Genomic DNA, 23,221 nt, shown 5'->3' with positions numbered 1-23,221 from the left:
GCGCTCGACAGGTTGTTTGGTCGGCATGTGATAAAAACGCTCGGAGACTTGGAGAAGGCCCTCCGCGCTGAAGGGTACAAGCGGAATGTTTCCAAAGCGATCAGAAGGCTCGCAAAATACCTCGTTGAGCGCGACATCATCGACTCCAACAGTTATGAGAAGATCAAGAAGATCGCGAAGCTCAAGGCGACAGGTGTGAGAGAAGTCTTCGTCAGCGACGATGACATCAGAAAAGCTTATGCTGAGGTTCAAAAGCGCGGAAAGCCTGCCGAGACTCTTTTCCTTCTCTTGGTTTACTCTGGCATCAGGCTCAAGCAGGCTGTTGAGTTGCTGAGAACCTACGATCCGACAAAGCTTTACCCCATTGATGACAAAGCGGCGCGGTATCCAATTTTTTCAACTAGCAAAGGCAAGAAGAAGGCCTTTTGGGCCTACGGGCCGCGAGACTTTTTCGAGAGACTCAAACCCCTGGAGGTAAAGTACAACACTGCAAAGGATCTCGTCGCTTTTGGAAAAGTCTCGGCTAACAGTATCAGGAAGTGGCATTATACGTTCCTCATCCAACAAGGCATGCCAGCTGACATCGCCGACTTCATCCAAGGCCGCGTTAGCGGGAGCGTTGGAGCGACACACTACCTAAACAAGGCTGTTTTGGCCGACGAGTGGTATTCCACAGTCGTGGACGATTTAAAGAGGGTTCTGGAGGGTGGAGAATGAACCCGATTCAACTTATCTGGCTGTTTTTCGGCGGAGCGTTCGTGGTAGTGCTCTCCGCGCTCGCGTATGAGATGTTTTCGACCTGGTGGGAGGCCCGCAAGTGGGCCGAGCGGTACAGCAAAGTCATGAAGAAATGAAAGGAGGATGAGGTAGTGATTGACCTCGCACCCGCCCTCGACAAAGCCCTCTGTCAGACCAGCTGGTACGTGATTTGCCTTACTTTGACTTTCATTTTCGTGCTGACACTTGTTATGATTGCCCTCATCTTTGCTCTAGTCTACTTGAAAAATGTAGGAGGTGAGCGGAGGAATGGCCCAATCTAAGTTTGTTCGTGGAATATATATTGATTCGGAGGTTGAGAAAAGGGCAAAAGCCCTTGCCAAGGCCAAGGGAACGAGCATCAACCAAGTATTCAGGGAAGCGGTTCTGAAACTCTATCGGCTGGAACTAGGTAACACAAGGCCGGAAGAGATTCTTGAGGGCTGACTTCTTTTTTACGCTTAATTTAAGCTTAAAATGTTCTTATTTGCTTATAAACTCTCTTTTCGCACTTTCCAGTTAGAGTGGGCCTTCCTCCGCTTAAATCAGTTCTTGAATTGGCAAAGTCCTCCGGAGGCGGTAGTATGGAGTCGGATCTTGAGGGGATTTCTCGGGAGATTGAGCTACTTGACCGATACGAGGAGCGTCTTCGCCGGACAATTGATGCGGCCTATCACGAGCTTGCTCGGGTTACGAGGAAGAAACAACAGCTCATTGCGGAAGCTGCACGGCTCAAAAAGGCGCGCAAGGTGGTCGCGGTATGAAGGCGAAGAGCCTCATCCAGCTCCTCATCTTCTTCGTGCTCGCGGGAGCTTGGTACTACATCGCTTGGCCCTTGATGACGAAGGAAGCGCTCTTGGTGGGCGCGGTCGGCGGCGTGCTCATGCATTGGGCGCTCACGAACAAAGGGAACAAGGCTCTAGTAATCATCGAGCCCTTCACGAGCAGCTGGCGCGTTCTTCTCTATGACATGATGCTCCTGGCCTTCCTGGCGGCGCTATGGCAGGCGAACGGTGCAGCTCTTCTCGACGCGTTCAAGAACTCCGTTCAGAACCTCGCGTTTCTGCTCGGGCTTGTGGGTGCAATTGGTGTTGACTACGGAGTGGAGGGATGAGAATGAAGCGGTTCGGTGTTTTGCTCGCTCTGTTGGTGCTGTTCGGAACGCTGGCGGTAGGGACGGGCACGGTGTCAGCAACGGGAGGGGACATTAGGGACTTAAAGTTTGATGTTGTATTCTACTTCACTTCTAACACTCTAAGCTTTGATGTCGTGCAGAGCAAGATCAGTGGTACTCTTGTTGGAAATGTGTTCACGTTTTCGAAGAGCTATGATAATGTAGAGTATGTGCATAAGTTGATAGATCTTGGAAATGGCGAGTGGAAGCTAGTAATTTGTAATATGACACTTGACCCGATCATGGTATTCACTAGCGACAACACACACTTTTTCGCTCCGAACAACTTTCCAGATGAAGGAGCTTTTGAAAAAATTCCATATCAGCGTGCTTTTGACTCGTTTGTTTCTCAGCTCGACATTTCTGCAGAACTAAAGAATATGTATTTACTAACAAACGATAGCAGAATTCCAGGGGGAGCTTTCAGAATCCTGTGGGCGGACGGATATTCATATGACAATAATGACATTATTACGTTTTCAGTCAGTAAGGATGCTGTGAATAGTACGTATATTGTCCTTGGCTTCAATGATTGGGGCACTGGTGGGGCAAAGGTTCTGAGTTTGATATACACTGATGGTTCGAACACGACTCTAACTAGTGATGGTGTGAAAGTTGAGGCATATAAGATACCTACAACACTGCATATAGAGACTGGAGGGCATAGCAAGCTGTTTTATGTGGTTGTTGTAACAACAGACTTCTCTGCTGGTATTAGTCCAACTAGTCAGAATGGTAGGTGGTGGTACGGGGCTGCTGGCGATGTTGTAACATATCATCTGACAGTATATGCAAAGGACGGCTTGACGGGTCAGGCCTTAACGGGCGTTACGGTGAAGGACGGGAGCGGTAACGTTTGGACTGTAAATGATGGGACGAGTATTGAAATTCCTGCTGGTTCGCACACGCTCACTTTCGAGAAAACGGGCTATTGGAGCACTACGGCGACGGTGGACGTTCAGAACGACACTTCACTCTTCGTCGTCATGTATCCTTCTTCAGCCGCCTTCAAGTTCGAAAACTTCCCGTCTGACATCAGCATTCCAGAAAACACCATCTACACGCTCACTTTCACCTTCTCACCAATCACAACCGACGCGACCTACAACACCTACCTGTCCATAAGCGGCCTCTCTGATCTCATAGAAGTCCAGAAAGACGGTTCTGTCATCAGCCCCGAATCGGGCAAGTACTACCTCGGCGACGTTTCCTCACCAGTCCAGGTCAGCATCAAGTTCAAGGCGGGCGCGGTCGGCCAGCACGGGTTCACTCTGAGCGTTGAGAGTCACGACGCCATCATGTCAAAGACCTACACGACAACGAAAAGCGTCACCTACACCGTCGAGCCGCTTCCATTCTCGGTGCAGATGCCCTCTGAATGGCAGGTCGGCACGAACACGCTCCGCATCTCGGAAAGCAGCGGCCAGAGCTACCTCATCACCGCAGTCCTCAAGGACTCAAGCGGAAACGAGGTCTGGAGTGATTCCCACGCCTTCAGCCCGTATGAAGCGTACTCCTTCAGCGTCAATGTGCCGAGCGAGGGAAGCTATACGCTCGAACTGCAGTGGAACGGTCAGGTCGCGGTTTATGACGTCACCGTGAACCCGGCCATCGCACTCACCACGAAGACCCTCACGGTCGAGAAGGGCGGTGAGGGCACGATTGTCCTGCACTTCAAGAACCCGAGCTCTGACGTGCAGTACTACACGATCAAGGTGAGCGGCGGCTTCCTGCCGAGCGAGATCAACCAGAGCATCAGCGTCGGCCCGCTCACTGAGAAGGATGTTAGCATAGCCTTCGCCGTGCCAGAGGAGCTGACTTACGACGCCTACGAGCTGAATGTTCAGGTTCTCCAGGGCAACGCGACGGTCTTCCAGGATAAGGTTGCAGTCAGCATCGGAGATTCTGGAGGGTTCACGCTCTTCGGCGGCTCAAGTGGGAACACCTGGCTCTGGCTCGGTGTTGGCGGGCTTGGGCTTCTCGCTTTAGTTGGACTTGCCAGGAGGAGGTGAGGTAATGAGGCTCTTCTTTTCTCATTTTGAAAGGTCTAAAGATGAAGAGGAAGACCAGGAAAAGAAAACCTGCAATAGAAAAAAGCGCCTGTCAGGATTACTGTTACTCCTCATTTTTACCACAAGCATCTATGCACAACCAGCCCTAGCGTTTGACTTCGGCAGCTGGTGGAATGGTGTCAAGGAGAGGGCGAGCAACACCGGCAAAATGGTCGTCTCGACAGTAGTTGGTGTTGTCGTTGGCGGAGCATGCATGGCGGGGACTATGGGTCTCGGTACTGGTGCATGCGTTGCAATGGGAATGGCGGCCGCAGGTTTGACATATTCAGCGCTAGAACTAGCGTTTGGAGGGTCTAATGGTGGGAGTAGCGACAGTGGTGCAACAATAACTTATGAGCGCCAAGCAAATGGAACTACCGTCAAAAATGACGACGATGAACTTAATAAGATCATAGACGACGCGAACCAGCAGGCATATGAAAGGATTGCAGAGCTTACTGCGAAGCTCCGCTCTGATCTGGTGAGGTACGACACGAAAGAAGATGGAGCGACAGGCGACCTCTGGATTGAGATCTATGCTCCCTCAAAGATCTATGGCTTTTCAGCTTTCCCTGTCCAGGCCAAACTCTACACAAAAGAGAGCAACATACCATTTAACGTCATACACCTCCGCAGTGTTGAGATATATCTTCAGAAGGAGAACAGCAGCGTCCCGCTCTGGAAGCGCGTTTGGGATTACGGGACTGGTAGCGAGGGCCTAAACGGCCAAAGTGTTGTTTATTCAACAATTCTCAAGGTTCCGGACGATTGGGTCTATCAGGTGCAGAACGCTATTCAAACCGGACAGGTCACTAGAGACTTGATCGAACAGATATTCAGCGCGAACACTTCCACGTGGGAGATCTTCGTTAAGGTTGACGCTTACCGCGAGGTCTGGCAGAACGACCCGCAGTACACCGATCAGTCATCCTGTACTGCTCAACCTAACCATAAGTGGGACTCAAACACCTCTACGTGCTACGTCTTCGTTAGGAACGACGACATCAACTATACTGCTTACACCACCAGCGCCTGGCGGCACGTGAGTATGGCTCATGACATCGCCGATCTGGCGGATGGCTTCTATGCATCCTTGCCAGTTAAGTTCCTCAACACTGAAGCGGCTACAAAGTGGACCCTTTACCAGGAAAAATATGCTGGAGCACTCTCAAACTTCATTATACTAACATTTGCGACGCCAGTTCATGTCATTGGTTCAACAGCAGACTACAAGTTCTATATTGTGCCTAATCCGGGCTATTTTGAACCTCTTAATCCGTCCTTCAATGACGACTTCAGGTTCGTAGCAGTGAGAGAGTACAAAGATCTGAGCTGGACAGTTGCAGATTCAATATTTGGAAACCTCGGCACGATGAGTCCGGACACTCCAACTCAAAAGCTCCTGACAGCCCACTACACTGAAGACCTGAGCACGTTAACCTATAAGGTCTATGGACTGGCTTACTTCACGATCACGAGAGATGACAATATCACAATACCGCTCTGGCTTGTTGTCAATCCGAAGGTCTCTGTTATCCCGAACACAAGGACAGTGTTGGCGGATAATCAGATAGACCAGCTCGTTCAGTTTACTGACGATGGCAAGCTCGAAGCGAGTGAGATCAATCAGACTAAAGCGATCGCAGCCAGCCTCATTAACGGTCTCCAGGAGAAGATCACTGCCGCCGAGGATCTCAAGAAGAAGGCAGACGCCGAGGGCAATGAAAAGGCTTCCCTCTACGCTGAGAAAGCGATACAGGCATACCAGGATGCCATTGAGGCTCTCAACAAAATTACACAGACCGATGCTGTCCAAGAGTACCTCAACTGGCTAAACGTTGCCAAAAAGCTTGAGCAGGCCGGAGACTTCTACATGAGCGCGGCTGAGAAGGCGCTCTACGGCGAGTACGAACAGGCCGAACTTGACGCACAGAAGGGTGATGAGCTGAGTCAGCTTGCCGATGAGTACAAGCCACACATTGACATCCTAACAACTGCAAAGAGCATGCTGAGTAAGAAGATTCTCGGAATTCCACTTTGGGCGCTTCTCGCAATAGTGTTCGTGTTAGTTGGCGCTTTCGTGGTTTGGAGAAAACTGCTTTGAGGTGGTGAAAGGTGGGGAATGGGAATGCAAACAAAGATGAAAACCGGCCCGGCTTTGGCGAACGGGCCGGGAATTTCTTTTTCAACAAGATAGGGTTCAGGCTACTAGCCACAGCGATGATGACAGCAATAGCTTGGTACGCGCAGGAAAAGAGCGTCACAATCGCAGAGTTCAACGCCGCCTACGCCAGCATACCTCTCGCAGGCATTATTCTCGCAATGCTCTTTGACTATGGCCTTGACACTGGAAAACTCTACAACAAAATGCTCGGCAGGGGCAAGAGCGGACTTTCAAAGCTCGTCTTCGCGTTTGGGGCAGTGTTCGTCTTCTTCATTGTGTTCACCTGGCTCTTGGCAGGGACAATTACGCTGAACCTTGCAGCAGTCACACCTGCAACTCTCGTCGCATCGGCCCTCGTGGCCCTCATTGTCCTCCTTCCGAACACAGGGACATCGGAGTGGCTTCTCTGGCTCTGGATTGCAGAGACGATCGTGACCGGGGGTACGCACCTGACAATATTCCCGACTATTTCGCTCCTCGGGGGTGTTTGAAGTGGCCAGCCCTTTGGAGAAGAAAGTACGTACTGCAAACTGGCTGATCAAGGTCTTTGTAGTTGCCCTCGCGGGTGGACTACTACTGAAGTATGGTGCGGATCACAGCGTCACAGTGGAGCAGTTCACACAGGCAGTCGCCGCGACACCGCTTATACTCATAATAGGGATAGAAGTACTCGACAAGTTCTCCGATAGACTGGATTACAAGAAAGTCTACTGGAATTTTGCACAGCCGAAAGAATACAACTTTTCAGTTGCAATGCAGTCAACGCTCACAGCATTTGCAATCGCAGGGGCAGCATTCATTGCAGTGCTGTACATCATGGCAGGGACAATCACGTTCAGTCTAGGCGCATATAACCCTGGAATTCTTCTCGCAGCAGCACTCTACGCGTTATACATCATCGCGCCAGAAACGGGTGATGACGAGCTCATCCTATTCCTTTGGATTGCGGCAAGCGTTGCAACGAAGTTCCAGTACTTCACACTCATTCCAGCAATGATAACTCAAGTCTGAGGTGATCAGCAATGCTCGGCAGGATTGCAGCAGCTCTCACCGCTTACCTCCTTTGCATTTTCCACTTCAGCGATTCAATGACGACAGTGGGTCAGCTCGTTGGCCTCAGTGGCTTTTGGGCGCTATTCATTCCCTCGGCCCTCATAGGGCTCGCAGTGTACAGAATCGCAGATCTCGACAATTGGGGCGTTTGGGATGCAGCCAGCTTCCTCATCATTGGCGGTATTGCGATGCTTGCGATGACTTCAGATCCCAAAGCGACGATGTTTGAACTTGTGAAGGGTGTCGTAAGCTTCAGCGTTGCCGCGATACTCGGTGCTCTAGCCCTCCGCGGAGGTGGGCGCTGATGGACGCTAATTCGGTTATCAACACCGTTCAGGAACTCGCAAAGAGCCACCCATACCTTGCTTTAGGCATGATCCTGATCTTCATCGGCGTCCTGGCAAAAGGCAAGGTGAGCTTGGTGTTCTACGCTCTCGGGGCCCTGGCACTCTTAAAGTCATTCGGCTTAGTTGACACTTTCTTTTCTTTCCTGAAACAGATTCCAGAACTTGTTAAGTCGTTTGGAGGTGTTTGAAAGATGAGAAAGGCGGAAAGACAGATCATAACCGTTGGCCTGATACTACTCTTCGCCGCCATCGGCTGGTGGGCCTATCACGGCGGCGGAGGCGGCTTTGTTGACATAACCAATGCCCTGAGCGACAACAGTACTGAGAACACCACTTATGAACTCGCCGTCAGCAACCTTTTGGCTATAGTTGACCAGAGCACTGGCCACGTTCTCGTGAGCTTCCAACTGGCCAACGAGGAGCAGGTCTATGACCTGAGCGGCAACATGGCCAGAGTGCCGGTCAACGGTACCATACAGCTCTACGCGAACGAGACTAAGAGCGTAAGCGGTTGAGGTGGGCTGAAATGTACGCCCACCGCTCTTCACCTTCTTTTTCAAAAGTGATGTTCCGGCTCTTTGCGGTGGTTAGCTTAATTTTTTTGGCTTATTTCAGCTATTCGACGTTCGCCGAGCACGACCCACTAAAAGAAAGACTGTATAAGCTAGGTTATCCGACTGAGGGATTCATCTTCAGCAACAACACAATACGGTGGGCTGACGGACACCTCACGATAGTCCAGGGGGCCTATGTCGAGGACTATCCAATCACAGCCGAGCAAGCGTATGAAATAGCGAGGAACTACCTCGCCAGCTACAACAAGAAACTGGAGAAGTACAACTACAAACTCTACCCTGACAAGAAGACGCTGACAGAGAAGGAAAAGAACGGTCAAAAATATTGGGTTTTCGAGCTGAAGCTCGATACTGGTGGTTCTAAGCTCTTTGCTGGCTTCATTTGGGTGAACCGGAAGACGGGAGCGGTTTCAGTGAAGGGCCTCTTGGGGTGAGAAGAATGAAGTTCATGGGTATGAAGTCATATATTCATATATTATATATGATAGTAGTCCTCGCGGCGGTTGTGAGTACCGCAGGGTGCATTGGTTGGGGTGGCGGTGGAATCATAATCTGCTTTGGCAACGAGACCTACACAATCCCACTTAACACCTCTAACAGCACAAACTCCACAATCCCAACTTCGGAACTCACCATACACAGGTACGAGGAGCTGGTTTACGTTGGCGGAAACCTGACGATCCAGGAGCTGAACCTGACAATTAGGCCCGACTACGACCCCAACAAGGGCAAGTTCTTCTTCATATTCCCGGATACGATCTATTGGGAGCCGATGAACGTCACTATCAACAACATAACAATAATTGGGACTGGCTACTTCACGGGCACGACGTACTACATCGCCAACATCACGATTCTGAGTCCTGAAAAGTTGACGGTCATCGTAAACAACCCGGAGGGACAGTGATATGAAGCGGCTGGTTTTCGCCTTTATCCTGTTCCTGCTGACTGCCAGCCTCGCGTCAGCAGGGACTCTCTACGACTGGAGCGGGAGCCTCGAAGTTGGCCAGGCCGTTTACGTCAATGACCTCACCCTGTTCGTTGACCAACACGCCAAGACGAACGAGATCGTTCTCGTTGTTAAACAGGCCCGTCAGATACTGAAGGTTCTCCACAATGGTGAGAACTATACCGCTGAGGGCCTGGAGGTTATTTTTACGACCTTCAACGACAGGGCATACATTCAGGTTCAGGGGAGTGATCCCTTCTCGGTGAGTTTCAACGGACCGGATAAGGCCGCTGAACTGAGGAAAGAGAATATAGAATTGAGAGAAAAGCTGGCGAACCTTACCGTTCAGAACAACAAGCTCGCGAAAGAAAACGAACAGCTCAAGCAGCAGGTTTCAGAGCTTCAGAGCAAGCTCAAGAACCAGCCCAACACAGCCGAGCTGAACGCAAAGATTCTGAACCTGACGAGGGAAAATCGCGAGCTCAAGGCACAGTTAGCGAACCTGACAAATCAATACAACACCGTAAAGGCCAGGGCTGATTTTCTCGAACAGCAGAACGACGAGTACAGGAAGATGATTCAGACCCTTCTTGAGGAGGCCTCGCAGAAGAGCGAGCAGAGCTACATAGAGAAGGCGAAAAAAGAGAAGCTAATCGGTTCAGTTCTCTTGAAAACGCTCCTCTTCGGCGGGATAATCGTCGGGCTGGTGGGGTATGGCCTGTACAGGGCAAAGAGGAGGCATGACTTTGCAGGCCTCTAACTCACTCAATTGTAAAAGGAAGTATGGGGGGCTGATGGAAAAATAAAGCTCGCTGAGTTGAGCTTTTACGGGAGATAGTAGTTTTTTGTTGTAATCAAAGAAAATCGGGAACAAAAAAGGAGGTTCGGGATAGATGGCAGTCTCGACGCGAGCCGCGTCCCCTGCAGAGGTGAACATTCCCCACTTCAACCCAGCCAGCGGGCCGTACCTCGGCAGGCTCATGAGCACGAACAGGAAAGAGAAGCTCTACCTGCCGCTCAAGGTCGGTGAGGCAAACCACATCTTCATCCTCGGAAAGACAGGCTACGGGAAGACCAGCTTCATGAAAGCCCTCGCCGAGGCCCTGTGGGAGTACTACACCAGCAGGGGACAGGAAGTCCTCATTGTGATCTTTGAGAGAAAATATGACTACTCAAAGTTCCAGCGCCTGAAGGCGTTTTGGAACAAGCGCGTTGAAGAGCTCGGGAAAGAAGAAGCCACCAGAGTGCACCCGTACCTCGCGGCATACTTCGGAACCCTTGAGAAGTACCCACAGCTCAAAAGCCAGCTCGGCTTTCCCGGCGACTTTGCAATGAGCATTCCCAACTACATCCTCGCCGAGACGTACGTGACTAGAAAGCCGTATCCAATTGACGTCTTTACCTGGCACGGCCTACAACCCGACAGCTTCCCGACCAGGAGGATAGTCTTCAGGCCGACCAGGGCACCAGAAGCAATCAAGCTCGACAACGGTGGTGGAAAGGTCGAGGTTGCAATCGGCAGGATTCACCTGAGAGACATCAGCTTTGAGATGCTCGCGCGGAAGTTTGACATCCCAAAGGGCACGGCCTACGGCAGGATCCTGAGGAAGTACTGGAAAGTGTACAAGATCCACGACCCTGACGAGATTCTGAGGAGAGTCAAAGCTGAAGAGCCCTCAATGCGCGAGAGCACTTACGAGAGCCTCAAGAGCATCCTCGACGAGATCAGAGCTGACCCGCTCTACCTGAAAGGCTCAGTCCTCAAGCCGAAGGCTGAGCAGGTCACTAGAAGCGGAAATGGCATCTATGATGAGCCTAAGCCCTTCACGGACTACCTCACGACCAAAGCCATCAACATCATTGATTTTTCAGATAACTCCGATCTCGACCTCGAGGAGCAGAGGCTTATTATGTACCTGCTCTGGCAGAAGATTAAGCTCATCGCTGGCAGGAAGCGCGTTGATGTGTGGCTCTTCTTCGACGAGATTCAGGACCTCATAGGCACGGCAGGCGAGGCCAGCCGCCACAACCTTGCCTGGAAGGCAATGGAGGAAATCTATAGGAAGGGCCGCTCCCTCTCGGTGAACGTCGTCGCGGGCACACAGTACCTCTACAAGCTGCCAATGAGCCTCATAATGGGTGCCGCCCACATTGCGGTAATCGGAGCCCTAGCCAGTCCAAAGGATCTCGACATTCTTCGCGTTGCGATAATGGACGGCGAGCGGCTGAGGATTCCAGTCGAGCACGACAGCTTTGAGGAGTTTCTGAAGCGCCGCAAGAAGAAAGGCCGCGGCTGGTTCTCGTTTGACCGCGAGTTTACCGTCAAGATGTATTTTCGCCCTAATCAAAGCTTTTGAGAGGTGATGAAGATGGTGTGGCCGTTTGGAAGGAAAAAGAAGAAGGCCGAACCGAGGCCCGGGATAGTAATGACAGATGACCAGTTCGCCGAACTCGTCCGCCTGGACGACTTCAGCCTTGAGGAGAAAGTAGAGCAGAGAGTCGAGGAGCGCCTGAGGCAACAGAGAATACTCGCGCAGAGAATGAGCCAGATTAAGGAAACCTATCAGAAACTCCTTGTCGCAGTCACGCCCGAGGAGGGGAGCATTATACTTGGCTTCCCCGAGGCTTACCTCATAAACTACGATGAGTACTGGATTTACTATCAGGAGCGCCCGCCGAGCTGGCTTGATTCAGTCTGGTGGAGTCTCGCCAGGTTCTTCGGCAAGAGGCCACCACACAAAGTCCTCAAGGCAAACAAGAAGATCGTCCAGTTCAACAACGAAACAATAACCGTGTACTGCAAGACGATTGAAGAGATCGTCGGCACCGGCCAGCAAGAAGCCATCCCTATGGTCGTTCATCCAGCGATCTCCCGCGGTTGGGAGGCCTACGAGGCCGTCAAGGCCGAGCGGGACAAGTACCGCCAGAAATACTTTGACCTGCTCCACGAGGCCAAAAGAGAAGTCGAGCTCGCCCTACAGATCAACCCGCGCGTCAAGGTATACTGGAAGGAGAAAGAACAGCAGGGCAAGAAGCAGGAAGAGCGCTTCGGCGGCACAGAGATGGCTTTCGAAGAGAATCCCGTAAAGCGGGAGCTGAAGAGCGTCCTCGGTGAGGGATGATGGAAGTGGTCGAAGACGTGGGGATTCCAGAGGACATTCTAAAGGACCTCGCCAGCAAGGACATTGCAGAGGAACCGCAGGCGAAGCCAAAGCAGAAGAAGGAAGAGAAGTCTTCAGCATGGGGACTGAAGAAAAAGAAGGAACTGAACGAAGAGATACTGAAGGAGATCCAGAAGAAGCTCGCAGAAGCGTGGGAGCTCATGGGAACTGAATACGGGAGAAAATTAATAGAAGACGTGGCGGTCGAGGTGAAGAAGCTGTGCATAATCAATGATCTGCCTTAACTACCCCTTCATAGCTCCAATAGTTTTTTCTCTAATTTTTCTTCGTCTTGAAAGAGTTCATCTTCTATCCTTTTAATCTTCTCTAATAACTCTCTTGTCAGTGTTTTTAATTCCTTTAGCTTCTTTTCCCTTTCTACGAGTTTATTGTATATCTCCGGCTTTTTCTCAAGGAGAAACTCGTAGAATACTTTTTTTGCCTTATTCCACACTTCTAGTCCATAAAGGCGTTTTTGCTCTGTATTCAGTCCTAATCTACCATAAGGGGGGGCAGACAATTGGTTAGATTCTCTAGTTTCTGTATTGGATAGTGTAACGAGCTCCTCTAAAAGAGTATCGGCTTTAATAATATGTGCTTCTTTTATGTAGAATCTCTCAGCCTCTTCTTGGGATATCCGCTGTAGAGATTCTACGAGCTTAAATTCTCCCTTTAGTGCGTCTATGACCTCTCTTCTCAACCTATTCGTATCCGTAACAAGTGAGTTATATTTCTCCAAATTAATATCATACTCCTTCAACAGCCTTTTGATTTTTCTTTTGAGCCTCTCTTCCAAACCTCGTTCTTGGTAACTCTTCGCCCATCCTGGAGTCTCCGGAGTCTCGGGAGTTAAGTTAGAATATTGAGGAAGCTCATAATAAATAGGCACCTCGTTATGTAGAGCATCATTAAGCATATCTTCAAGTTTCTTAATGTATCCAATCACTTCATTTTTCATATATTCAATGTTCATACGTTCTTTTTTCATTTCTATCAGGCTCTTGTTCATAAGTTCAGCTTGCTTTTTAGTTTGCTCAGCTGCCTCTGCAGTAGTAATTGCTTGGACTGCTATAATACCGGCCATAACAATATTCGCTAGAACCTCTGTAAATTGTAGGAGTATAGAATTTTGTGTATTAGCTCCAACTAAGGCACCAAATCCGGCAATTAAAACAAAAGCCATTATAATAACCATTACAATCATTACTTTTCTATTGCTCTCCAATCTTATTCCCTCCTACAAGGGGCAGTCTCAGTATCTGTCAAATTAAACTTTATATTGCTGTACTTTTTACTTTTTCTGGTGATTACATGCGGAGGAAGGCCCTAGTCCTAAGCCTAGTAGTGATCTTCCTAGCCGCATTTATCAGCGGATGTATCAACAACGGAGAACCAAAGACAGTGACAGTCACTAAAACAGTCAGGCCAGAAAAGGAAAGTAATGCTCCAGCGACTACAAGTGCCTCACCGAACACGGCATCACAGTTCACACAAACTACATCCTCACAGAAAACACCCAAGATAAACTGCAATGACGACTCTTGGAGAGATAACTTTAGCCAAGCCTTGACCTGCGCACTTGATCCCAAGATCAACCACAATTTTGATCCAGTATATTCCCTCTCCCTAACGGGCAACAAGACCAAAGACGCTCTCATCATTACAGACTTCCTCGTTAACTATGTGCATCTAGATGAGTTTGTAGAGAACCTGAGCATGAAGAAAGGCCATTATTACAACATTAAAACGCCCTACGAGCTTTTCCAGACGAGACAAGGAACTTATGCAGATATGGCTCTGTTCGGGGCTTATGCTCTAGCCAAGAACGGCTTTGAGACGTACCTCTTTGAAATAGCAACAACAAACGGCTTTGGAGTACTACCTGGCTTTAAGCTTATAGTTAATCATCCATGGGTGCCGAACAACGACCCGCTAGTAATATTCTGGCCATTTAGAATACCAATGCGCCTCTCAGCGGCTTTAAAGCTCTTAAACCTCTCTGGAGAGACCCCTAAAAATGTAACTGTATACACAGTATCCTATAACTCAGGCAAATATAAAGTTGAGAAAGTTGGGACATATCCAGCCAGTGAATTCAAGTTCTGGATTATGGAATGGGTCACATTTGGATTTCCAGACTCAAAAACAATGAACCAACTACTCAGTAGAGACTTCCCCGGCTGTAGATTCACTGGAAACCTCGCAGCAGTATCATCAAACCCCGAGGATGTAAAAGATATCAAAGTAACATTCCCCTATGGAATCTTGTTCTACAACGTTCCATTCAAACAGAGGTACACAGAAATCTTATACACTCTAATGATCTCAAACCAGGAAATCGCCAAAGATCTTCAGAATTGTAGAGTACTGCTCCTCGGTCCGGAGACTGACTTTGACTTCAACAACCCACCAGCAAACTACACAGCAACATACAGCGGTTGGGTGAGCAGATAACCCTTTCCTTTTCCCTAATAAGTCCAGTCGTTACCTTTAATATTTAGATGAGCAATAATAACCGTACCGTAATATATTTAAGGGCCCCTGACATGTTCCATATTAGAGCCAAGAAATAGATCATGGTGACTAGGATGTCCTATGAGAGCTTTGCTGAAAAAATAAAGTTTAGATCTGGAGAATTCGACAAAGAACTCTTCAAAAGGATCGTTGAATACATTATAGAAAAGGAATTAGTAACTCCTAAAAGCATAGAAGTATATAGGAGCGGTGTCGAAGTCAAGATACGAGCAATTGCAGAGATGATGTTAGTCGATGAATTTGATCTAGATATAGTCCAAGCAGTTGATTATCTAAGTATTGCTTCATTTGTAATCTCAATGACCATACTTTCAAAAATAGAGGGGAACGAACCATCTGATGAGCTAGAAAAGTACATTATCGAAAAATTATATACCCCACAGATTAAGGAAATGTTCCTTACCAGAAAATTCATGACGAACCCTATCTTGGAAGAATTTGAAGTCATTAAATTTGTTAAAGATACTCCTGAAGGGCCCCTTGAAAGCTATGGGGTAAGAATACTAATAGATAAATCAGGAGACAGAGATTTTGACGAGGTATTCCTCGAAACGACAAAAGGCACTCTCCAAGAGATTGTTAATTACATCAGCGAGGTGATCTCTGATGATGCCCGCAAGAATAGTGAAAAAGAATAAAACCTTTTACCATCCCTTTGAAAAGGTATTCTCTTACAGTAACGTTCGTGAGGTACGCTCTGACCTCATCATAGCTGAAAAGGAAACCTTATTAGATGACATTATCAATGAACTCAGAGAACATTATGGACACGTATTCCATGAATCAGTATACACAGAGGATATCTCTGAGAATAAAGCAAAACGTGAAGACAAAATCAAGGCCATTGCTGAGGGTATATTAAAAACAATAAAAGAAGTTCCTCACTTAAAGAGACTAGTGCCTATGATTAAAGTTGCTATAGACTTAAACGAAGATTACAACACGAACTTCTTCTATATTATCGTATCTCTACGGAAGGACAAGATAGAAGAAGCCGCTGATGCTTTTGATAAGCTAGAGGAGAACATCCTTTCTAAGTACCCTGATAAAGATATACGCATTCTCTATACACTCCAAAGTGCTTAAATCCTGGAGGGATCCCCCGCAATGGAACCCGAAGAATTCAAGGAACTTGCAAGATATTTAGAGGGACTCCTTAACGAACGCAATATTACAAAAGAGATCTCAAATGAGGCCATCGTAAGAACTACAATTGGAAGATACTATTATTACATTTTTCTGAAACTCAGAAATGAGATTATTGATGCAATAGACAATACAATAGACGTGTATAAAAAGGAAAATCCCAAATATGTAGTTTCACTCACTCAGCTGAAAAAAGCTATAGAGCCTGTTTTACCTGGCACTAGCAAGTCATCAAAAACCAGTGTCCACCAAGTTATCCAACTGTTCCTGGATGAATTCGCAGACTTAACCGTAGCGGATGCCTTGTATAGACTCAGATGGCGTCGCAATTTTGCAGATTATCACTTAAAAACACCAATAGAAACCAAACTCCGTGGAGAAGAAATAACTATAAAATTCCAACGTGAAGAACTTGTAATGATACGGCGCGATATCGCAAAGATAGAGAAATGGTTGCAAGAAAAAAGATTTCCAATACATAGCGCACTAAACTCAGAAGAAGCTCCAGAAAAAATTGAAAGCATACTAAAAACCAAATGAAAATAATTTTTCATATCCTACTCATCTGTCAACACCTCTCAATGAGACGACCGTTTAATGGTAAACCCATAGGCATTAATTCTCGAAAAATAAACAAGGTCGGACAACGTCCGACATAGTTATAAAATATATGACCTCAATAATTACGATAATTATACTAGGAGTTGAGGCCAATGCCCGACCAGGACGCCAGCGAAGCGCGAGTGATCGAGCCGCTAGCCAAGTTTCATGCTCAAGTCTACCGCAACGGCAGAATAGCCGTGCCAAAAAACGAGAGAGACTACTTCGGCTTAGATCAACACGACATTGTAGAGCTAATAATTAGGAAATGGGAAGGGGATAAAATCCTCGGCAGGGGCTGGTTTCTCGCACAACTGACTGTAAGAGGAGTTTTAACAATTCCTTTAGGCCTCAGGAGAGAGTTAAAAATCTCAGACGGGGATTTTGTAGAAGTTCTCCTCATAGGCTTTATTAGGATTGAAGATGTGATCGGTGAGCAGGGATTAAAAATCATGAAGTCTCTACGCTCAAATGAATATAAACTCATAAGTGAAGAGGACGAGAAAAGACTCATCTCGATGATCTCAAAAGGTATATACCATATATCTTATTTTAGCGAATAAATTATTTATTAGATAATTTATTTTTCTGCTGAGAGTTCTTTATTTGGCTTGTTTTCTCCTCAGAGAGCTTGTTTATTTATAAATACCAATGCTAACAGAAAATAATGTTCATTACTCAACGGTCGAATAATGTTCATAATTTTCTAACAGCATTACCATTTATAAATAAAGCAGTCCTGCGAGCAGAGAATAAGCCAAAAGAAGAAAGAAGAGAAGAGAATTAAAATATCTAATAAATAATTTATCGCTCAATATACTACATATTACTATGCCTTTTTTCGTTCTATGTTCTGTTCTCTAATCTGTGTAATGGTGAACTTTTTAGCTCGCGAAAAGTTTATTAAGAAATAACAACAATTACGTTATGACGAAAATATAGTTAGGTGATAAACATGGCCCGTCCGAAGAAGTATGAGCACGGCCCAACAATCCTGTCGATCTCCGCCGCTCCTGAGGTGGCGGAGGAGTTCGAGCGCAGGAGAGAAGCGAGGAAGATGACCCGCGGCGATTACCTCGCCTGGCTTCTGGAGGTAACCCGTGAGCTGGAGCAGACCACAGCTTAATCCTCGGTGAGCGGCTATGGCAAGGAAACCAGAGTACAGAAATCCAAGGGTTGTCACTGCAATTCTGGAAGCAGAGGTCAAGGAGGAGATCGACCAGTTCAGGGGCAGGATGAGCTACGGCAAGGTTTTCACTATTCTCTGGCAGGCCCACAAGGGGGAGGTTGCCGACTTTTTAGAGCTTGAAAATCTCCGCAGAGAGAATGCCGAACTAAAGGCACAGGTTGAGGAATTAACAAAGCTCGTTCAAAAGCTCCAGGAGCAGTTGGAGAGAGTCGGCGCAATTTCAGAGCGCGAGCGCAGGGCCTCCAGTTTGAAGCATGATATTCACGAGATCCTTTCCCGTTACAGCACGGGTGGCAGGATGAAGATGCTTGAGCTTCTCAAGAGGCTCGGCTATTCTTCGGACTTCAGGAGGCACGCACGGGAGCTTCTTGAGGAGTGGTTCAGGGACGAGGGCAAGATTCTCGTCTCGGAAGAGCTCGGCCTTGTGGTCGAGAAGGACCCGCACTACGGTGAACCTGCTTGGGTGGTGAAGCCTCTCGACTCCTTTCGTTTCTCCTCAGGAAAAGTGATGGAGGTGAAGGCCGATGTCTGAGCCTGTACCTATTGAAGACTTCGTCCAGGCCTTGCTGGATGAGATGCCCGAGAGCGTTAGGCCACAAGTGGATGTAGAGATAGTCGAGGGCGCGAACGTCGCGTGGTTGCACTTCGAGAACGGGATGAAGACGCACCTGATGTCATCTCAGAAAGGAGTCAGAGCCCTCGCCATGTGGGAGCAGGGGATTGCCGAGGTGAAGCTAACCGCCAGGGGGCTTCAGAGCATTGATGAGGTTCTCGCTTTCCTTGTTCTGGCCGGGAAAGTTCGCAAGTGTTTGAGAGGTGGCTCGTGATGGCGGCCGAGTTCTCTGAGAAGGTCAGTATCACCAAACCCTCTGAAGTCCCTGGTGCCGTAGTGCTGAGCCTGACGACGCCAGCCTCGTGGGAGGATTTTCAGGGCTTCCTCAAGGCGGTTGAGTCACTGCAAGGTGATGGTTTCGTTGTTCGCTCGGTCGAGTCGAGCTACAAGCTGTTCCGCGTATGGCTAAGGAGGGAGGAGGAATGAGTGAGGCCGACTTCTGGAGTTGGGTCGCTTCGGAGAAGCGCAAGCTGGATGCGGTGCTTGAGCAGGTCGAGGAAGTGCCGACCCTGCTGGAGTACATCGAGCGCGAGGCCAGCATTGCCAGAGAAACGGCGTTCTCCCTCTCCGCTCGCGGCGAGAAGGAGAACGCGGCCTACTGGACGGGCTACGCCGATGCCTTGGAGGATCTGAAGAAAGCCATCGAGAGAAGGGAGGTGAGGGCATGACTTTTGAGATTGTGTTTGATTCGGCTAGAGAGTTTGAGAGCCTGATAGCCACGCTTGAGAAGTTCTTTGATGAGGCAGTATTCCAGGTTAACATGGAAGGAATTCAGATGCGTGCTATGGACCCGAGCAGGGTCGTCCTCGTTGACCTCAACCTTCCAGAAATGCTCTTCTCCAAGTACTCCGTCGAGAGTGAGGAAGCGATAGCCTTTGATCTAAAGCGTTTCCTGAAGGTTCTTAAGCTTGCAAGGAGCAGGGATACGCTTGTTCTCCGCAAGGGTGGAGAGAATTTCCTCGAGGTCGGCTTGCTCGGTGATGAGAACACGTGGTTCAAGCTCCCTCTAATAGACGCCAATACTCCTGAGATTGAAATTCCGAGCCTGCCATGGACTGTCAAGGCCGTCGTGCTCGCTGGAGCTCTGAAAAGAGCCGTTAAGGCCGCAAAGCTTGTCTCCGACTCAATCTACTTCATGGCTACCCCTGAGAAATTGACTTTCAAGGCGGAGGGCAACGACTCCGAGGTTAGAACCGTTCTCACTATGGAGGATCCAGGTCTCCTTGACTTGGAGCACAAGATGACAAAGGCGAAGAGTGCGTACGGGGTTGCATATCTCGAGGACATCCTAAGGAGTCTCGCTGATGCTGATGAAGTCATCATTCGGTTTGGCTTTGACATACCACTGCTTCTGAAGTACATGGTTCGGGATGCCGGTGAGGTCAGCTTCCTGATCGCACCAAGAGTCGAGGAGGGTCGCTCATGATCGCGCGCATCCCGTCAGCCTTCCTGGTCCAGCAGGCTTTGGAGGACGGCCCGGCTACTTTCAGTGAGCTGGTCAGGCGGACTGGCCTTCCAGCCAAGGAGGTCGCTTCAGCCCTGGACGAGCTCGGGCGCAAGGGCGCGGTTGTGAAGGACGAGTACTGCTTCACGCTCAGGGAGGGACGGCTATGAAGTTCTACGCGTACTTCACGAACACGGGTGAGGAGTACCTCGTCCTTGCGGACAGTCTCGAGGACGCGGCAAAAGCAGCCCTCGCCCACTTCATCTACAAGCACAAGGATGAGCTCGACGACCTTCCTGAAGGCCGTTGGGAAGTCATGCACCTGACCGACGCGTACAGGCGCGGGCTCCTTGTGAATGCTGAGGTCGCTTTCCTCGAAGAGGTGACCTACGAGCAAGCCTTCCAAGAGTTCAAGGAGTTCCTTGAAGCCGAAGCACGGCGCTATGCTATGGAGAAGCCAGTCCAGCCGACGCTCGAAGCCTTTGGGGTGAGAGCATGAGGCTGGAGACCTTTGTCCGCGCCGACCAGCTCTACGTTCGCGTGCGCTGCCCGCGCTGTGGTGCCGTCCTGGAAGGGAAGCGCGGCTCGCCGCTCTATTGCAACAAGTGCGGAGCTCTGCTCGACGATGGCGGGCACGTGATAACGGTTCTGCACGTGACGGAGGGATGAGTAATGGTCCAGAAGGTCTTTTTCGCCTTGGAGGGTTCAGGAACTGACAAAAAGGTGGACTGGCCATACGTCCTCATCTCAGCTGCGACGCTGTGGACAGGAAGAAGGTTCAAGCAGTTCAAGCCTCACCCAAGCGTCAGGGAAGTGTTCTTGGACTCAGGAGGTTTCTCTTTCTTCTCCCGCTACGGTGAGTACCCGTACACCTGCCTTCAGCTCTATCGTCTGGCAAAGAGAGTCGGCGCGGACTATGTAGCCATTATGGACTATCCCTGTGAACCCGGGGTCAACAGAGAAGTCCACAGGACGAACAAGGAGCGCATAGAGGCAACGATCTCCAACGCGATAAAGTGTCTAGACCTCGATGGTGTGAATTGGGTTATGGTGGTTCAGGGCTACACTATAGATGAGTACCTCTACGCGATTGACAGGATTAAGGAGCAGGGCCTTCTGACTGAGGTCATGGCGATAGGCACCCTCTGCACACGCAGGAGCATCTCAGCAGCCAGGGAAGCAATACTTGCGATCAGGAAAGCCCTTCCAAGATGGGTCAAGCTCCACGGCTTCGGCGTTGATCTTCGCTTCCTCCGAGATCCCACGATTTTCCATGCTTTATACTCCACTGACACGGGTGCGTGGAAGGGCTTTATGCCGATGAGGGAAGTCGAGAAACTACGGTACCTAGAACAGTACAAGGTGAAGCTGAGCGCAGTGATTGAGTTTCATTCTCGACAGAAGAGCCTCGTGGAGGTGATCTGATGGCTTCCAGAACTGAGCTTGTTTACAACTCTCATTTTTCGCTTGACACTGTTGAGACGTTCATGTACCGGCACAGCAGGGACGTGATGAACAGGCTCAGGCTCAGCAGGATTCTCGAAGAAGCCCGCCGGATGGCGGGGAAGAGGGTTCCAGTATACATCTCAGATGTGGACTCGCTCATGATGCAGTACAGGCGAGCAAACGGCGTCGAGGGAAGGCGTTTCATTGGTTTCGAGTTCAAGAACATGAGGGCTGATGTCGGTCTCAGGGGTTCTTACGTGAAGGTGAATGGGAAGCAGTATGAGCTACACTACTATATGAGCGACAAGGCGATGATGGACTTCTACTACCTGATCCGCGTCGGGAAGAAGTACTACCTGTGGAACGTCAGGAAGGCTCCGGTTGAGTTCAAGTGGCTCGGCGACCGGACGCGCGGGACTTATGACTACTATGCTCTTGTTCACAAGGATTACGTAGCTGAGCTTGACGAGGACGAGCTGATACTGTTCCTGGCCGAGAACGTGTTCGGGTGAGGGGCGATGAGCGAGGGTTTTGATCTTGTCATCAAACTGAACGTGAACGACAGGGGCGAGCCTGGAAGCCTCATCTGCTTTGAGCACGAGGGAAAGCGGTGGTGCGCGTACTATATCGAGCCTTGGGAGTTCATGGAAAAGGAGCTGAGGGGGGTGGGCTTTCCCGACAACATCATCGAGTTCATCTACCGCTTCCTCTTGAAGTACGACAGGGTTGACCTGCCCGAGGATGATGAGGAAGAAGAGATTGACGAGGAGGCTTGGATAATATGATGCTCACAACAGAGCTTGAGTTTGAGATATGTATCAACAAGATTCCACCAGAAGATCCCGTTAACAACTTGGGTCGTGAATTTGTGCAGGTCTGGTTTACTATTGCAGAGAAAGGGTCTGTGCTAGGTTCTGACGCGATATGGGGTCTCATTAACGGCTTCAAAGATGAGCTAGTCGAGCGTCTGGAGAAGGGGGGCTTCAAAATACACGAGGTGTCAGTTGATGATTTCAGCGATGGCTACTTTGTCGTCTTGGACACGAACGATGTTAATGCTGTGATTGAAAGCCTCCGCGATGGATTCTTCATAAAGGAGCGTGATGGCAGTGAGTCTTAACTTTTATACGAAAGTTAACAGCGATAATAACAGCATCGCGTTATTATCATTCTTTCCAAACTATCTTTCCCGTACAACCAAGATGAAACAGTACAAAACCGAAATACTTGCACTCCTGTGCAGTATTTTCCCCCAACTTGCTCACTACACCTTCAAGGATAATTTTAAGCCCGTCGCAGTTAATAACTGAGGTGGTGTGAGTATGCCGAGGAAAAGACGCCTACCAGATGTTGTGACCATCAAAATGCCCGTCCTAGTCCAGCCTCGCGATGTCTTCGAAGTTGTTTTCGAGAGCGAAGAGGCCAGAAAGATGGCAGAGGAGATTGTAGAGTACATCAAGAAGAACGGCCGCATGGGGTGGGATGAGTACAAGGAACTCTTCCCACCTGAGAAGCATTACCTCTACTTCCGCGTTATCAAGAGACTTGAGGCTCTTGGCTTCATCAGCAGGGGTGCCTATCACACCTATATTCTCTCGAAGAAGTTTGCCGACAGGATGGAGTACCTCGGAAAACTCTGGCTCTTCAAGATGGGCAAGGTCGAGGAAATCTGGTGATGCTGCATGCATATATATTATTATAACTACACATTGCTCGGTGATAAAGAGTGGGACAAAAGCCCAACATGGCCCACAAAAATCGGGGCTCTCAAACCGCCCAAAAAGCCCGAAAAAGGCGAAAGACGCGCGTTCATTTGTACCTTGATGCGGAAGTGGTCGGCGGTCTCAGAGAAGCCGGTTATAGTCTGTCGGCCCTCACAAATAAGCTCCTCTCAGAACATTTGGAGAAGGTGAAGCGCATGGAAGCGGTTATTTCGAGAATGGCGGGCCCGGCGGGATTCGAACCCGCGACCTCCGGCTTAGAAGGCCGGCGCCCTATCCTGCTAGGCTACGGGCCCT

At 49.1% G+C, this 23,221-nt stretch carries 37 protein-coding genes and 1 tRNA gene; 36 read left to right on the top strand and 2 right to left on the bottom strand.

Annotated features, from left to right (window positions below):
• Positions 1-27 precede the first annotated feature (27 nt).
• From ACZ5TN_RS03815 to ACZ5TN_RS03735, 17 genes are all read left to right on the top strand, one after another.
• Entirely contained in the window at positions 28-717 is a 690-nt protein-coding gene (locus ACZ5TN_RS03815) for an integrase (protein WP_464917204.1), read from the top strand.
• Positions 718-1,014: 297 nt separating this feature from the next.
• Positions 1,015-1,203, top strand: a complete 189-nt coding sequence (locus ACZ5TN_RS03810; protein WP_011249338.1) for a hypothetical protein — start codon at positions 1,015-1,017, stop codon at positions 1,201-1,203.
• A 137-nt stretch (positions 1,204-1,340) separates the two neighbouring features.
• On the top strand, positions 1,341-1,520 hold the full coding sequence (locus ACZ5TN_RS03805; protein ID WP_464917203.1) for a hypothetical protein: 180 nt from the start codon (positions 1,341-1,343) through the stop codon (positions 1,518-1,520).
• Positions 1,517-1,870, top strand: coding sequence for a hypothetical protein (locus ACZ5TN_RS03800; protein ID WP_464917202.1), 354 nt, complete (start codon positions 1,517-1,519; stop codon positions 1,868-1,870). The genes ACZ5TN_RS03805 and ACZ5TN_RS03800 overlap by 4 nt, the downstream gene beginning before the upstream one ends.
• Positions 1,867-3,942 carry a hypothetical protein gene (locus tag ACZ5TN_RS03795; protein ID WP_464917201.1) on the top strand — a complete coding sequence of 692 codons (2,076 nt, stop codon included), beginning with the start codon at positions 1,867-1,869 and terminating at the stop codon, positions 3,940-3,942. Before ACZ5TN_RS03800 ends, ACZ5TN_RS03795 begins: the two co-directional genes overlap by 4 nt.
• Positions 3,943-4,462: 520 nt before the next feature.
• Positions 4,463-6,085, top strand: coding sequence for a coiled-coil domain-containing protein (locus tag ACZ5TN_RS03790; RefSeq protein ID WP_464917200.1), 1,623 nt, complete (start codon positions 4,463-4,465; stop codon positions 6,083-6,085).
• 119 nt (positions 6,086-6,204) lie between these two features.
• On the top strand, positions 6,205-6,636 hold the full coding sequence (locus ACZ5TN_RS03785; protein ID WP_464917199.1) for a hypothetical protein: 432 nt from the start codon (positions 6,205-6,207) through the stop codon (positions 6,634-6,636).
• Complete coding sequence (locus tag ACZ5TN_RS03780) at positions 6,629-7,156, top strand: hypothetical protein (protein ID WP_464917198.1); 528 nt, start codon at positions 6,629-6,631, stop codon at positions 7,154-7,156. Before ACZ5TN_RS03785 ends, ACZ5TN_RS03780 begins: the two co-directional genes overlap by 8 nt.
• A gap of 11 nt (positions 7,157-7,167) precedes the next feature.
• A complete protein-coding gene (locus ACZ5TN_RS03775) occupies positions 7,168-7,503 on the top strand; it encodes a hypothetical protein (protein ID WP_054839697.1) in 336 nt (111 codons plus the stop codon).
• Positions 7,503-7,733: a t26-9p gene (locus ACZ5TN_RS03770; protein WP_464917197.1), complete on the top strand. Its 231-nt coding sequence runs from the start codon at positions 7,503-7,505 to the stop codon at positions 7,731-7,733. The genes ACZ5TN_RS03775 and ACZ5TN_RS03770 overlap by 1 nt, the downstream gene beginning before the upstream one ends.
• Positions 7,734-7,736: 3 nt before the next feature.
• Entirely contained in the window at positions 7,737-8,060 is a 324-nt protein-coding gene (locus tag ACZ5TN_RS03765) for a hypothetical protein (RefSeq protein WP_054839696.1), read from the top strand.
• Positions 8,061-8,110: 50 nt separating this feature from the next.
• Positions 8,111-8,554, top strand: a complete 444-nt coding sequence (locus tag ACZ5TN_RS03760) for a hypothetical protein (protein WP_464917196.1) — start codon at positions 8,111-8,113, stop codon at positions 8,552-8,554.
• Between the two features lie 5 nt (positions 8,555-8,559).
• Positions 8,560-9,027, top strand: a complete 468-nt coding sequence (locus ACZ5TN_RS03755) for a hypothetical protein (RefSeq protein WP_464917195.1) — start codon at positions 8,560-8,562, stop codon at positions 9,025-9,027.
• A gap of 1 nt (position 9,028) precedes the next feature.
• Positions 9,029-9,829, top strand: coding sequence for an SH3 domain-containing protein (locus tag ACZ5TN_RS03750; RefSeq protein WP_464917194.1), 801 nt, complete (start codon positions 9,029-9,031; stop codon positions 9,827-9,829).
• A gap of 133 nt (positions 9,830-9,962) precedes the next feature.
• On the top strand, positions 9,963-11,426 hold the full coding sequence (locus tag ACZ5TN_RS03745; RefSeq protein WP_464917193.1) for a helicase HerA domain-containing protein: 1,464 nt from the start codon (positions 9,963-9,965) through the stop codon (positions 11,424-11,426).
• Positions 11,427-11,432: 6 nt separating this feature from the next.
• Positions 11,433-12,191 (top strand): hypothetical protein, encoded by a 759-nt coding sequence (locus tag ACZ5TN_RS03740; protein ID WP_143598660.1) that lies wholly within the window; start codon positions 11,433-11,435, stop codon positions 12,189-12,191.
• On the top strand, positions 12,191-12,475 hold the full coding sequence (locus ACZ5TN_RS03735; protein ID WP_011249351.1) for a hypothetical protein: 285 nt from the start codon (positions 12,191-12,193) through the stop codon (positions 12,473-12,475). The genes ACZ5TN_RS03740 and ACZ5TN_RS03735 overlap by 1 nt, the downstream gene beginning before the upstream one ends.
• An 8-nt stretch (positions 12,476-12,483) precedes the next feature.
• Here ACZ5TN_RS03735 and ACZ5TN_RS03730 read toward each other — a convergent pair whose 3' ends face one another.
• Positions 12,484-13,455, bottom strand: coding sequence for a hypothetical protein (locus tag ACZ5TN_RS03730; RefSeq protein WP_011249352.1), 972 nt, complete (start codon positions 13,453-13,455; stop codon positions 12,484-12,486).
• A gap of 86 nt (positions 13,456-13,541) precedes the next feature.
• On the opposite strand from ACZ5TN_RS03730, the gene ACZ5TN_RS03725 reads away from it, so the two are divergent.
• From ACZ5TN_RS03725 to ACZ5TN_RS03635, 19 genes are all read left to right on the top strand, one after another.
• On the top strand, positions 13,542-14,684 hold the full coding sequence (locus ACZ5TN_RS03725) for a hypothetical protein (protein WP_464917192.1): 1,143 nt from the start codon (positions 13,542-13,544) through the stop codon (positions 14,682-14,684).
• Between the two features lie 134 nt (positions 14,685-14,818).
• The gene (locus tag ACZ5TN_RS03720) at positions 14,819-15,403 is read left to right on the top strand and encodes a hypothetical protein (protein WP_048053657.1); all 585 of its coding nucleotides are present in this window, start codon (positions 14,819-14,821) and stop codon (positions 15,401-15,403) included.
• Positions 15,372-15,851 (top strand): hypothetical protein, encoded by a 480-nt coding sequence (locus tag ACZ5TN_RS03715; RefSeq protein WP_011249355.1) that lies wholly within the window; start codon positions 15,372-15,374, stop codon positions 15,849-15,851. The genes ACZ5TN_RS03720 and ACZ5TN_RS03715 overlap by 32 nt, the downstream gene beginning before the upstream one ends.
• Positions 15,852-15,872: 21 nt before the next feature.
• Entirely contained in the window at positions 15,873-16,451 is a 579-nt protein-coding gene (locus tag ACZ5TN_RS03710; RefSeq protein ID WP_011249356.1) for a hypothetical protein, read from the top strand.
• Positions 16,452-16,624: 173 nt separating this feature from the next.
• Complete coding sequence (locus ACZ5TN_RS03705) at positions 16,625-17,074, top strand: AbrB family transcriptional regulator (RefSeq protein ID WP_464917191.1); 450 nt, start codon at positions 16,625-16,627, stop codon at positions 17,072-17,074.
• A 392-nt stretch (positions 17,075-17,466) separates the two neighbouring features.
• Positions 17,467-17,637, top strand: a complete 171-nt coding sequence (locus tag ACZ5TN_RS03700) for a hypothetical protein (RefSeq protein WP_367884199.1) — start codon at positions 17,467-17,469, stop codon at positions 17,635-17,637.
• Between the two features lie 16 nt (positions 17,638-17,653).
• Positions 17,654-18,232, top strand: coding sequence for an MbeD/MobD family mobilization/exclusion family protein (locus tag ACZ5TN_RS03695; RefSeq protein ID WP_464917190.1), 579 nt, complete (start codon positions 17,654-17,656; stop codon positions 18,230-18,232).
• Positions 18,225-18,527 (top strand): hypothetical protein, encoded by a 303-nt coding sequence (locus ACZ5TN_RS03690; protein WP_464917189.1) that lies wholly within the window; start codon positions 18,225-18,227, stop codon positions 18,525-18,527. Before ACZ5TN_RS03695 ends, ACZ5TN_RS03690 begins: the two co-directional genes overlap by 8 nt.
• Entirely contained in the window at positions 18,527-18,739 is a 213-nt protein-coding gene (locus ACZ5TN_RS03685; protein WP_367884198.1) for a hypothetical protein, read from the top strand. Before ACZ5TN_RS03690 ends, ACZ5TN_RS03685 begins: the two co-directional genes overlap by 1 nt.
• Entirely contained in the window at positions 18,736-18,981 is a 246-nt protein-coding gene (locus tag ACZ5TN_RS03680; protein ID WP_054839683.1) for a hypothetical protein, read from the top strand. The genes ACZ5TN_RS03685 and ACZ5TN_RS03680 overlap by 4 nt, the downstream gene beginning before the upstream one ends.
• Positions 18,978-19,739, top strand: coding sequence for a DNA polymerase sliding clamp (locus ACZ5TN_RS03675; RefSeq protein ID WP_464917188.1), 762 nt, complete (start codon positions 18,978-18,980; stop codon positions 19,737-19,739). Before ACZ5TN_RS03680 ends, ACZ5TN_RS03675 begins: the two co-directional genes overlap by 4 nt.
• 38 nt (positions 19,740-19,777) lie before the next feature.
• Positions 19,778-19,927, top strand: a complete 150-nt coding sequence (locus ACZ5TN_RS03670) for a hypothetical protein (protein WP_464917187.1) — start codon at positions 19,778-19,780, stop codon at positions 19,925-19,927.
• Complete coding sequence (locus ACZ5TN_RS03665; RefSeq protein WP_464917186.1) at positions 19,924-20,256, top strand: hypothetical protein; 333 nt, start codon at positions 19,924-19,926, stop codon at positions 20,254-20,256. The genes ACZ5TN_RS03670 and ACZ5TN_RS03665 overlap by 4 nt, the downstream gene beginning before the upstream one ends.
• Positions 20,253-20,426, top strand: a complete 174-nt coding sequence (locus ACZ5TN_RS03660) for a hypothetical protein (RefSeq protein WP_464917185.1) — start codon at positions 20,253-20,255, stop codon at positions 20,424-20,426. Before ACZ5TN_RS03665 ends, ACZ5TN_RS03660 begins: the two co-directional genes overlap by 4 nt.
• A gap of 3 nt (positions 20,427-20,429) precedes the next feature.
• Positions 20,430-21,182 (top strand): deazapurine DNA modification protein DpdA family protein, encoded by a 753-nt coding sequence (locus ACZ5TN_RS03655; protein WP_464917184.1) that lies wholly within the window; start codon positions 20,430-20,432, stop codon positions 21,180-21,182.
• Positions 21,182-21,715, top strand: a complete 534-nt coding sequence (locus tag ACZ5TN_RS03650; RefSeq protein ID WP_464917183.1) for a hypothetical protein — start codon at positions 21,182-21,184, stop codon at positions 21,713-21,715. The genes ACZ5TN_RS03655 and ACZ5TN_RS03650 overlap by 1 nt, the downstream gene beginning before the upstream one ends.
• A gap of 6 nt (positions 21,716-21,721) precedes the next feature.
• A complete protein-coding gene (locus tag ACZ5TN_RS03645; protein ID WP_464917182.1) occupies positions 21,722-21,988 on the top strand; it encodes a hypothetical protein in 267 nt (88 codons plus the stop codon).
• Complete coding sequence (locus ACZ5TN_RS03640) at positions 21,988-22,323, top strand: hypothetical protein (RefSeq protein WP_464917181.1); 336 nt, start codon at positions 21,988-21,990, stop codon at positions 22,321-22,323. Before ACZ5TN_RS03645 ends, ACZ5TN_RS03640 begins: the two co-directional genes overlap by 1 nt.
• Positions 22,324-22,525: 202 nt before the next feature.
• Positions 22,526-22,879, top strand: coding sequence for a hypothetical protein (locus tag ACZ5TN_RS03635; RefSeq protein WP_464917180.1), 354 nt, complete (start codon positions 22,526-22,528; stop codon positions 22,877-22,879).
• Between the two features lie 264 nt (positions 22,880-23,143).
• Here ACZ5TN_RS03635 and ACZ5TN_RS03630 read toward each other — a convergent pair.
• Positions 23,144-23,220, bottom strand: a tRNA-Arg gene (locus ACZ5TN_RS03630).
• Position 23,221 lies beyond the last annotated feature (1 nt).

The sequence above is a fragment of the Thermococcus sp. JCM 11816 genome (assembly GCF_055396515.1).
This window is presented reverse-complemented; position numbering and strand designations above follow the sequence as displayed.